This is a genomic window from Micromonospora sp. LZ34 (assembly GCF_052981855.1).
On record NZ_JBRIQN010000014.1, the window covers coordinates 49,762 to 60,416 of the forward strand.

Here is a 10,655-nt window from a genome sequence, read left to right on the forward strand (position 1 = left end):
CGGCGGCGTCGCCTGCGACAGACGTAGGAGGCATCGCCGAGCACCTCCCACACGTGTCCGATGACCGGTCGCGGGCCCATTCGTAGGGTTCGATCACAGCGCCGTGCTCACGGTGAGCGCGTCCGGACCGGGCGTGGCGGCCACGGCCGGTGCCGGAGAGGGAGGAGCACGATGCGAAGCACGAGAAACTGGTGGCGGGCGGCGGTGGTGGTCGTGGCGGCCACGGCCGTCGCCCTGCCGGCGGCCACCGCGACGGCGCAGCCCGTGGCCGAGCGCCTCGGGCCGGTCGTCGAGAGCGGGGTGACCCAGCCGGTGTTCGGATACGACGACGCGATCCGCGAGCGGGTCTTCGTCACCTCCGATGTCGACACCGACGCCGACGGGGCGGCCGACGTGGTGGCGATGGACATCATCCGGCCCCGGGCCAGCGACGACGGCCTGCGCGTACCGGTGGTGATGGATGCCAGCCCGTACTACTCCACGGTCTGCCGCGGCAACGAGGGGGAGTGCAAGGCCGACCTCGACGGTGATGGCCTGAACGACCAGTGGCCGCTGTTCTACGACAACTACTTCGTGCCGCGCGGCTACGCGGTGGTCCTGCTGGACATGATCGGCACCAACAACTCGACCGGTTGCCCGGTCACCGGCGGGCAGGCCGACAACGTCAGCGCGCCGACCGCGATCGACTGGCTCAACGGCCGGCGGCCGGGGCGGGACGCGGCGGGTCGCGAGGTCGTCGCCGACTGGCACAACGGCCGGACCGGCATGATCGGCAAGTCGTACGACGGCACGCTCGCGAACGCGGCCGCGGCCAGCGGGGTGGACGGGCTCGCCACCATCGTGCCGATCTCGGCCATCTCCAGCTGGTACGACTACTCGCGCAGCGGCGGCCTGGTCACCCGGGCCAACAACTACTCCGGCAGCCTGGCCAACACGGTCACCAACCCGGGCCGGCGGGCGTACTGCGCGCCGGTGCGGGACCGGCTGGGCCAACAGGTCGACGACGTCACCGGCGACTACAACGACTTCTGGGCGGAGCGGGACTACGTCCCCCTCGCCGGCCAGGTGCGCGCCAGCGTCTTCGTCGTGCACGGCATCAACGACAACAACGTCCGGCCGGACCACTTCAGCACCTGGTGGAACGCGCTGGCCGAGGCGAACGTGCCGCGCAAGCTGTGGCTGACCGGCACCGGGCACGTGGATCCGTTCGACTTCCGCCGGGGAGAGTGGGTCGACACCCTGCACCGGTGGTTCGACTTCTGGCTGCACGGCATCGACAACGGCATCATGGCCGAGCCGATGGTCGACATCGAGCGGGCGCCGGACGTCTGGGAGACCCACTCCGGCTGGCCGCTGCCCGAGGCCGAGCCGACCCAGGTGTTCCTCCAGCCCGGCGCCGAGGGCGCGGCCGGCGGACTGTCCGTGCGTCCGCACCCCGGCAACGCCCGGGTGAGCTTCCGGGACACCCCGTCGATGAGCCAGACCAACGCCATCCGGCACCCGTCTGACCCGCAGGCGAACACCGAGAACCGGCTGGTCTTCCTGTCCCGGCCGCTGCAGGCGCCGCTGCACATCTCCGGCTCGCCGATCGTCAAGATCAACGCCTCGGTCGACGGCGTGGACACCAGCTTCGCCGGGCTGCTCGTCGACTACGGCACCCGGCCGCGGTTCAGCACCTCTGGTGACGGCATCCGGACGCTGACCGGCGAGGACTGCTGGGGCGGGACGGCCACCTGGGGTGGGCACGCCGAGGAGGCCTGCTACCGGCAGACCGAGAAGACGGTGGCCAGCAACCCCCAGGAACTCGTCACCAAGGGCATCCTCGACGGCCTGAACCTCGGCTCGCTGACCGCGTCGACGCCGCTGGTGCCCGGAGAGAAGAACGCCGTCGACGTGCGGCTGCTCCCCGAGGACTACGTCTTCGAGGCCGGCCACCAGATCGGTGTGGTGCTGCTCGGCTCGTACTCCGGCTACACCAGCCGGGCCAAGCAGAACCAGGCCGAGATCACCGTGCACTTCGACCGCAGCCGGATCGAGCTGCCGGTGGTCGGCGGCCGCGCCGCCGCGGTCGCCGCCGGCCTGTAGCAACGCTCGGGCGGGGCGCCGGCCACCGGCGCCCCGCCCGAGGCACCCGCCGGTCGGCTGGTCGGCGACGGCGTGGCGGCGGAAAGCGTTCGGCAATCGCAGGCCGAAGTGCGTGGCCGGCGCCCCGGCATCGCCGCCGGAACGTCCGGCCGGCGAAGGTCAGCCGTCCGGCCGGTAGCGGCCGGTGAGCCGCCCGAGCTTCAGCGCCAGGTGCAGGCAGAGCCGCTCGTTGCCGTCCTTGAGGTCAGTCTCGGCGAGTTCCTCGATCCGTTGCAGCCGGTAGTAGAGGGTGGTGCGGTGCAGCCGCAGCTGCTCGGCGGTGGCGTGGGCGTTGCCGGCCAGGTCCAGGTAGCGTTCCAGCGTCTCCAGCAGCACCGGGTTCGACTGCTCGCGCAGCAGCCGCTCCAGCCCGGGGTGCACGTCGGAGATGTCGAGCTGCTCGCTGTCCAGTCGGGACAGCACCCGGTAGATGCCCAGCCCCGACCAGGAGACCACCCGGCCGAGGGCGGGCAGCCGTACGCCCACCCGGGCGGAGCGCAGCGCCTCCCCGTACGACCCGACGGCGTCGACCAGCCCGGCGCGGGCCTGGCCGATCCCCACGACCGTGCGCTCGACGGCGGCCAGCCCGCGGGTGGCCTGGCGCAGGTTGTCGTCGAGGAGCTTGGCGGCGGCCTCGGGGGAGGGCCGCCCGGCGACCCGACCGCCGCAGAGCAGCAGCACCCCGTGGTCGTCGCGGACCACGTGCAACGCCTCCCGGGTCCCGATCCAGCGGCGGGTGGTCACCAGCGCCTGCTCCAACGCCAGCCGGGCGACCTCGTCGGGCGGCTGGCCGGCCGTCACCAGCTGCGCGACGAGCGCGGTGGCCGGTCCTTCGCCGGCGATCAGGCCGGCCTCCCGAAGCGCCCGCACCGACCGGTCCCGCGTCGCCTCGCTCTCGGCGAGCAGGGTGCGCGCCGCCTCGGTCTCGCGCTGGGAGGCCAGCTCGCCGAGCAGGTTCTCCCGGTACAGCGCCAGGGACAGCTCGCTCACCAGGCCGGTGGCCTCGAGGTCCGCGTCGGCCATGGTGCCGTCGGGATCGATGAACCAGACGAAGCCGAGCAGCAGGTCCTGGTGCCGGATCGGCACGCAGACCCGCGGCATCAGGTCGAGCTCCTCCGACGCCGGCGTGCGTACCGGCTCCCGCGCCTCCATGATGCCGACGTCGCGGAACCAGGCCATCACCTCGGGCGTGGTCTGCCGGCGCAGGATCGACGCCTTGCGCACGTCGTCCATCACGCCGGTGTGCTCGCTGTAGACCACGACCCGCTGCCGCCGGTCCTCGATCAACGCCGGGCGGCCGGCGTGGGCGGCGAGTGCGTCGACGATGCGTTGCAGCTCACCCTGCATGTGATCCTCCGGTCGCCCGGCCCGCGCCGCCGGTGTCCCGGACGGGCGTGCGGCCCGCTGGTGCGTCCTGCGTGCTGTCTCGGATTGTTCCTCCCCGATCGGGCGGTGACCAAAAGCTGATCATGCCGTCATTCGGAAAGCGTGCGCGGCGGCCGATCGCGTTACGCCTGCCCAGCCCTCGGGACGAGGAGCATCCCTCGGCGCACCCTCGACTTCAGCCAGCCGGTGGCGGTCATGCTGCTGGGCATCCTGAACTTCGTCGTCGACGACGGCGAGGCCATCGCGGTCGTCCGTCGCCTGATGGACGCGCTGCCCGCCGGCAGCTACCTGGCCGTGTCGCACCCGACCCGGGAGGTGAGCCCCGAGGCGGTCGACCGGGCGGTGGAGATGCGGAACGCCGGCGGCGCCGCAGCGATGCGCGTGCGCACCCCGGAGCAGATCGCCCGCTTCTTCGACGGGCTGGACCTGCGCTCGCGGGCTGTGGCTCGTCGGGCCTGGCTCTGCGCGGTCTGGCCGGAGCTGCCTGAGTGGCCGCTTTTCACATCGGCTTGCGATGGGCTCTGACGACCAGGTCGTGGATGCTCATCCGTGTCGAGCCGTGCCCGAGGTGGCGGATTCGGGACTCCGCTACGTCGACATCCCACAACTCCCTGCTCAGCGAACCGGTGACGCCGTCGATACCGATCGAGGCCTGGTCGGGGGCGTGGGCCGCCGAGTGCTCATCGGCATGATCGTGGCCGACGATGAGGAGCGTTCCATCGGGCGCGACAGCCTGGGCCAGGCGGGCCACGAACTCGCTGAACGGCATGGTGGGGTGGACGTACTGGCTCACCACCAGGTCGTACTGCTTCGGCGGTTGCCAGGTTGTCAGGTCGGCCACGACCCAGGAGATGCGTGCTGCGATGTCAGGTTCGTGGAGCACGGCGAAGTCCTTGGCGTTGCTGACCGCCGTCGGTGAGACGTCGACCGCTGTCACCTGCCAACCCTGCCGGGCCAGCCAGAGCGCGTCGGTTCCACGTCCGCAGCCCGCGTCGAGCGCCGACCCGGCGGGAAGGGCGGTCACCTCGGCCACCAGCTGAGGGCTCGGCGAGTCGTGTTTCGCCGCGTGCTCCTGGTAGTGGTGCTCCCACCACTGCGGGCCGAACGCGGGGTGGTCCGCGTGCGGTGATCCGTGCTGGCCGTGAGGCTTGCTCATCGCTCAGCTCCTGCCGAAGTTGTACGGGACGGAACGGCAACGGTGCTGTTGCCGTCGCGCCAACGGTACGGGTTGCTGCGATATCGGCAACCCTCCTTGCAGTTTTGGCAAGGAGTCGTATCCTGGCAGCTGTGTCAGAAGTCGATCTGTCAGAGGTTGTGCGCCAACGCATCCGCGGACTGCGGCAGGCCCGCGGATGGAGCCTCGACTCGCTCGCCGCTCGGTGCCACATCAGTCCGTCGACGCTGAGCCGGATAGAGACGGGCAACCGCCGTATCGACCTTGACCAGCTCGTCGCGCTCGCCCGGGCGCTGGGCACCACCATCGATCATCTCGTGGAGCCCGTCGATGACGCCGACGTCATCATCCGGCCGGTGCAGCACCAGGAACCCGGCTTGACCACGTGGGTGCTGTCGCGCGACGCGGCGCAGCACGGTGGCCGCCTGGTGGCCAAGATGCGGATCACGCCCGAACGGCGCACCGGCCCCGGACACCTGGCCGTTCACCCCGGGCGGGAATGGTTCACGGTGCTCAGCGGCACCGTGGTGCTGCACCTCGGCGAGCGGCAGATCGCGGTCGGTGCGGGCGAGGCGGCGGAGTTCTCCACCATGATTCCGCATTCCATCGGCGCGCTGGGCGGGCCGGTCGAAATCCTCACCATGTTCGACCAGGACGGAGAGCGCGCACACGCCGAATCGTCCGGCGAGGCGACCAGCGGCCCGTAACCAGCACGCAGGGCCCGCTTCCTGCGGAAGTGCAGTCTTCGCGCCGGGCCTTGTCGAGCGGGGCGGCGGTCGGCCGGCGAAGGGGACGCCGGAAGTGTCAGGGGGGCGGGTTAGCGTGCCTCGCGTGAGCGCTCCCGCCGACGTCCCGCCCGAGTTCCTCGACCGGCTCCGACCGATCTGTCGCGAGCTGCCGGAGACCTACGAGGAACCGGCGTGGGTGGGCGTCCGGTGGCGGGTCCGCAAGCGCACCTTCGCCCACGTGCTCACCGTCGACCCCGACCACCAGATGGCGTACGCGCGGGCCGCCGCCACCGACGAGCCGACCTGCGTGCTGACCTTCCGGGCGCCGGTCGACGAGGTGCACGCGCTGGCCGCCGGCGGCTACCCGTTCTTCAAGCCCGACTGGGGCGCCGACGTGCTGGGCATGGTCCTCGACGACGGCGTCGACTGGGACGAGGTCGGTGAGCTGCTCACCGAGAGCTACTGCCGGCTCGCCCCGAAGAAGCTGGCCGCGCAGGCGGCTCGTCCCACCGCGGCGGAACAGTGACGCGGCGCTGACCGGGCGGCTCGCCACCTCGGCGCCGCCGGAAGGAGGCCGGCGCGACGGCGGCGAGGCGCCCGGTGCTCACCGTTGCGGCACCGCGGCCGGTGGCTGCGGCCCGAAGTGCACCCCGGTGATCTTTCCGCCGCTCGGCAGGAGGATGGACAGCATCCGCTGCCGTCCCTCCGCCCCCGGGTCCCGGATGAACCACAGGTGGTAGTGCGAGTTCGCCGGGATGTTCTCGAAGTCGCCGAGCGCGTGCTGCAGGTACAACCGGGCGGTGGCCTGCTGCTCCGTGGCGGTCTGCAGGTGGATGTCGTCGGACTTCAGCTCCAGGAATCCCCGGACGTCGCCGATCGTCCAGTGGCCGTCGAGGTTGGACCGCCCGGTCAGCCAGGTGTTGGTCCGCGCGCCGAGGTACCACATGGTCTGCTGCTGGATGGGCAGCGGCCCGAGGAAGACGTGCTCGGCGAGGCGGCCCCGCATCCGGTTCGCCACGGCGGTCAGTGCCGGGACGCGGATCTGCCCGTCGACCATCCGACGCTCGAACGCGTCGATGATGCCGAGCCGGGTCGACGGTACGTACCGGTCGAACGCGCCGGACTCGGCGACCTCGATGATCTGCCGGCAGTCGGTCATCGTGGCGCGCTGCTCCGGCGTCAGGTCGGGGTGGTGGCGGGCGACCTCGGCGGCGAGGGCGTGCCAGCTGGGGTGGCTGCGGTCGATGCCGAGGTTGCCCGGGGTGATGGTCCGGCGGGGCCGGCGCAGCGGCGGAATCAGCTCCAGCTCCCGGCGCAGTTTGTCGCCGTTCCGTTTCATCAGCCGGTCGATCAGTGCCGGCCGGTCCGCCTCCGGGGTCTGCTCCAGCAACGCCTCGGCCCGCAGGAGCACGTCGTCGATCCCGACCGTGCCCAGGCCGCGTAGCCGCAGCGCGAGCAACGGGCCCCACCGCCGGCCGAACGCGATCGATTCCGGATGCGACGCCAGGCCGTTCAGGGACGTCGTCCGAGCCTGGATCTTTCCGACGCTGGCCAGGTCCGGGTGCGCGAGCAGGCTCAGGAACGCCTCCCGCCCCTTGGCCGCCTGTGCGAGCATGGCCGCCGCGTTCTCCGCGTTGTAGGCGGCCTGCAGCAGCGCCAACCCCACCGTGGCCGCGCCGGGCAGCACCACCGGCTCGGGCGGGGTTCCGGGTCGCCGGCCCACCTCGGGCACGTGGGCCAGCCGCTCCGGGGGCGCCGGTCGCGCCGGCAGGTCGCCCTCGGGCAGCAGGAGCAGTCGCCGGCCGCCGGAGCCGGGGACGAGCACGGCGTCCGTGATGTCCGTGGGCTTCCGGCTGCCGGGCGGGTAGGTGGCGTCGAGCACCGGCCGGCCGTCCTCGCTGAAGGCCACCAGGCCGGGCAGCAGGCCCTCGAAGGTGGGTACGGCGTCCGGCCAGGTCAGGGTGGCGCTGATGCCCGCCTCGGCCAGCCGCAGCTCGATCTCGCCCTTGGCCGCAGCGAGCCGGAGCTGGGCGGCGTCGCGTTCCGGCCCCGGGGCCATCTCGTCGACGAGCTTGACGAGCCCGTTCCAGGCGTTCGCGGCGCGGCCGGCCCAGGCCTGGAACTGCTCCGGGGTGGCCGTGCCGTCGCGGACGGCGGCGAAGTCCTGGGCGACCTGGGCGCGTTCGGCCTCCAGCTCCTGTAGCCGCCGCTCCCCGTCGACGCTGAGCGCGCCCCGGGCGTCGCCGAGCCGGTCGATGAACCTCGTCGCCAGCAGACCGCCGACCATGATCGTGCCGGTGGTGGCGGCCTGCGTCACGGCGGCAACGACGCTGTCCCGCAGGCCGCGCAGCTCGCCCGTCCTGACCAGGTGCTGCACCTCGCCGAAGCCGAAGGTGGTGATCTGCTCGACGGCCAGCCGGGCAGCCTGCTCGGCCCGGTCGCCCGACCGGGCGATGGCCTTGAAGATGTCGCCGGCGCCGGAGAGCACGACCCGGACGACCGCGGTCTGCAGTGCCTGCCAGGCGAGGTCCTCCTGGAACGACGACGAGGTGATCGACTGCGGCCCGAGCAGCAGCTCCGATCCGCTGCGGGCGACGAGCGTCTCCCACATCAGGCGGGTGGTGACCACGCCCGCCGAGACGACGAGGGCGCCGAACACGGTGGTGGTGTCGACGACGGCGGCCAGCGCCACGCCGGCGGCGGCGCCCACGGCGCCGGCCGTGATGGCGGTGGCGACGCCGATCGCCACGGCGGCGGCGACCGCCTTGGCCGTCCGGTGCAGCTCGACGGTGTCGGTGAGGTCCTGGAAATCCTCCCGGTACTGCGGCCGCCCGGTGACGGTGGCCAGCACGGCGCGGGCCAGCCGCTCCGCGTCCGCCGCCTCGACGTATCTGCCCTGCTTGTGCAGGAGGATGCTCTGCTCGACGTGGGTGAGGGCCGAGGCGAGCTCGACCACGTAGCCGTCCGCCCGGTCGGCGGCGTCGCTGGGCAGCAGCGGCTGGTCGGCGAGCCAGGACAGCTGCTCGCGTACGAACAGGATCTGCACCGCGAGGCTGATCCCGCTCAGCCGCTGGCTGAACCGCAGGTACGGCTGCATGTAGTCGTGGAACGGGTAGTCGCGCACGCTCTGCAGGTCGGCCAGCAGCCGGCGCCGCAGGAACCACTCCTGGCCCGGGTCGGTCATGCCGACGCCGGTCTCGGCGTCCGCGGCGCGCTCGGGCAGCGCGTCGGATTCCCGCTCGGCCCGCAGCGCGACCAGCTCGGCGACCTGGTCGGCCAGCTCCCGGACCGTGCCGGCCAGGCCCTTGCTGTCGTGCAGGTAGAGCAGCGGCATCCTGGTCGAGAAGTCGTGCACGAGCCGGTCGCCCTCGTTCTGCAGGGCCTCGATCCGATGCGCTGGTGCGGCGTCGAGGGCCGCGGCGATCGCGGCGCAGTACGCCCGCCGGGCCTGGTTGAGCAGGTTGCACAGCTGCAGCTGGAAAGGGGGCAGGTAGCGGCCGGGCCGGGCGAGGTCGGCCAGCTGGCGCAGGGTCGGCCCGAGCGTCACCACCATCACCCAGGCCAGATCGACGCCACGTACCCGCCGTGTCATGGTGGCGGCCGACGGCGCCGGCGCATCGGCGGGCGGGTTCGCCCAGGCGTACAGGCGCCCGCGCACCGGCCGCAGCTCCAGCGCGTACGGGACGAGCTCGTCCACGGCTTCGTACAGCCCGGTGAGGAGCAGGTGGTGCGGCACCCGGGTGGTCGGGTGTCGGGTGACCGCCACCTGCTCCGGCCGTTGCGTCCCCACGCTGTCGAGGACGGCTTCCCGCACGCCCGGTTCGCTCACGGTCTGGGTCATCAGCTCCCCGCCCCGCCCGTCGCGGCAATGCCGCGTCCGGACATGTCCGATCGTTCGGTGTGTTCCTGGCGGTCGTCGGGCGTCCCGGCGGCCGGGTTGGCGCGGGCGGGTGACCGGTCACCCGCCCGCCTGGTTCAGTAGGTGACCCGGACGCCCATCTCGGCCCAGGTGAGCCGGCCGACGATGCCGTCGTCGGTCAGCCCCCGCATCCGCTGGTACCAGCGGACCCCGGATTCGGTCGCGGCGTCGAACCGGTCGCCGGGCGGGCCGCAGCGGCGGGCGCCGATGAACCGCTTGACGTACGCGACGTCCTCGCCGGTGCTGCCGGTGCGGACGGTGCGGGATCCGGGTGTCCGGCCGGGCCCCGGCTTGGGGGCCGGCGGTTTGGTGGCGGCGCGCAGCGCGGCGAGGGTCTTCGGCCCGACGAGCGCGTCGACGGCGAGCTTGCGCGACTTCTGGAAGGACCGGACCCAGGCGGTGGTCCGGGGACCGAACGCGCCGTCGACGGTGAGCCCGGCGCCCAGCCGGTTGGCCAGCGTCTGCAGCTCCCGCACGTCGCTGCCCTTGCAGCCGGCCTTCAGGACCCGGTCACCGAGCTTGGCGGCGCGGGCGGTGGCGATGCCCCACGGCCGGAGGCTGTCCTCCAGCGCGCGGGAGTGGCTGACGCTGACGTGCAGGTGCTTGGTGTGCGGGTTCGACCCGGTGTAGCGGGCGGCCCGGAAGTCGCGGGTGCGGCTCCAGATCGTCCGGTTGAAGATGACGTACTGGGTTGACGGGTGTTCGATGCACTGCCGGACGACCAGCAGCGGGTCGATCCCGTCGATGTCGAAGTCGGCCGCGTTGACCGAGCGGTCGTCGCTGTCCGGGTTGTGGTCGGACCGGCGGGCCTGGTGGGCCGCGTCGCCGATCCACCCGTCGGAGGCCTTGTCGCGGTGCGGCCAGCGGGTGTTGATCTCCTCCCGCAGGACGTGGAGCGTCGGGGCCAGGTGGGTGCCCATCCTCACTCCTCCTCTTCCAACGCGGCCAGGAGGTCGACGTCGACGGCGTCGCCGATCAGGGCCTCCGGGTCGTCGTCCTCCTCGAACGTGGCCACCAGGTACTCGGTGTCGATGCTGGCGGTGTCCATCAGTGGTCCCCCCTTCCGGTCGTCGCCGGCCGGCCCGCGGCGCCCGTGGGCCGGCCGCGGCCGCGGGCACGGGAGATCGCCGTCGGGTGACTGGCGTCGTGGGGCAAACCTTCGGGATCGCGGCGGCACACCGGCAAGGGATGAGTCGCCTTTCCGCAGCACGACTGCCCGACCGGCGTCCGCCGGTCGCCGATCGACGGCCGTCCCGGTCGAAGGTGTCCACCGCGGCAGGCGTTCCATCGATGCGGTCCGGCGTTCGATTGAGTGCACAGTCAA

General features: G+C 72.6%; 9 protein-coding genes. 4 read left to right on the forward strand and 5 right to left on the reverse strand.

Annotation, left to right across the window (positions count from 1 at the left end; all coding sequences use genetic code 11):
* Window positions 1-171 precede the first annotated feature (171 nt).
* Complete coding sequence (locus tag ACVCAH_RS17115) at window positions 172-2,085, forward strand: Xaa-Pro dipeptidyl-peptidase (RefSeq protein WP_447137136.1); 1,914 nt, start codon at window positions 172-174, stop codon at window positions 2,083-2,085.
* A 159-nt stretch (window positions 2,086-2,244) separates the two neighbouring features.
* On the opposite strand, the gene ACVCAH_RS17120 is transcribed toward ACVCAH_RS17115, so the two are convergent.
* Window positions 2,245-3,471: a PucR family transcriptional regulator gene (locus ACVCAH_RS17120; protein ID WP_447137137.1), complete on the reverse strand. Its 1,227-nt coding sequence runs from the start codon at window positions 3,469-3,471 to the stop codon at window positions 2,245-2,247.
* Window positions 3,472-3,612: 141 nt separating this feature from the next.
* Between ACVCAH_RS17120 and ACVCAH_RS17125 the strand changes: the two genes are divergently transcribed.
* Window positions 3,613-4,035, forward strand: coding sequence for an SAM-dependent methyltransferase (locus ACVCAH_RS17125; protein WP_447137138.1), 423 nt, complete (start codon window positions 3,613-3,615; stop codon window positions 4,033-4,035).
* Here ACVCAH_RS17125 and ACVCAH_RS17130 read toward each other — a convergent pair.
* A complete protein-coding gene (locus ACVCAH_RS17130) occupies window positions 4,010-4,666 on the reverse strand; it encodes a class I SAM-dependent methyltransferase (protein WP_447137139.1) in 657 nt (218 codons plus the stop codon). The genes ACVCAH_RS17125 and ACVCAH_RS17130 overlap by 26 nt on opposite strands.
* Window positions 4,667-4,797: 131 nt before the next feature.
* On the opposite strand from ACVCAH_RS17130, the gene ACVCAH_RS17135 reads away from it, so the two are divergent.
* Both ACVCAH_RS17135 and ACVCAH_RS17140 read left to right on the forward strand, forming a co-directional pair.
* Window positions 4,798-5,391 carry a helix-turn-helix domain-containing protein gene (locus ACVCAH_RS17135; RefSeq protein ID WP_447137140.1) on the forward strand — a complete coding sequence of 198 codons (594 nt, stop codon included), beginning with the start codon at window positions 4,798-4,800 and terminating at the stop codon, window positions 5,389-5,391.
* A 124-nt stretch (window positions 5,392-5,515) separates the two neighbouring features.
* Window positions 5,516-5,938, forward strand: coding sequence for an MmcQ/YjbR family DNA-binding protein (locus ACVCAH_RS17140; RefSeq protein WP_447137141.1), 423 nt, complete (start codon window positions 5,516-5,518; stop codon window positions 5,936-5,938).
* A gap of 78 nt (window positions 5,939-6,016) precedes the next feature.
* Here ACVCAH_RS17140 and ACVCAH_RS17145 read toward each other — a convergent pair whose 3' ends face one another.
* From ACVCAH_RS17145 to ACVCAH_RS17155, 3 genes are all read right to left on the reverse strand, one after another.
* Entirely contained in the window at window positions 6,017-9,253 is a 3,237-nt protein-coding gene (locus tag ACVCAH_RS17145) for a hypothetical protein (protein ID WP_447137142.1), read from the reverse strand.
* A 134-nt stretch (window positions 9,254-9,387) separates the two neighbouring features.
* Window positions 9,388-10,251 carry a peptidoglycan-binding domain-containing protein gene (locus ACVCAH_RS17150; protein WP_447137143.1) on the reverse strand — a complete coding sequence of 288 codons (864 nt, stop codon included), beginning with the start codon at window positions 10,249-10,251 and terminating at the stop codon, window positions 9,388-9,390.
* 2 nt (window positions 10,252-10,253) lie between these two features.
* Complete coding sequence (locus tag ACVCAH_RS17155; protein ID WP_447137144.1) at window positions 10,254-10,379, reverse strand: hypothetical protein; 126 nt, start codon at window positions 10,377-10,379, stop codon at window positions 10,254-10,256.
* Between the last annotated feature and the right edge of the window lie 276 nt (window positions 10,380-10,655).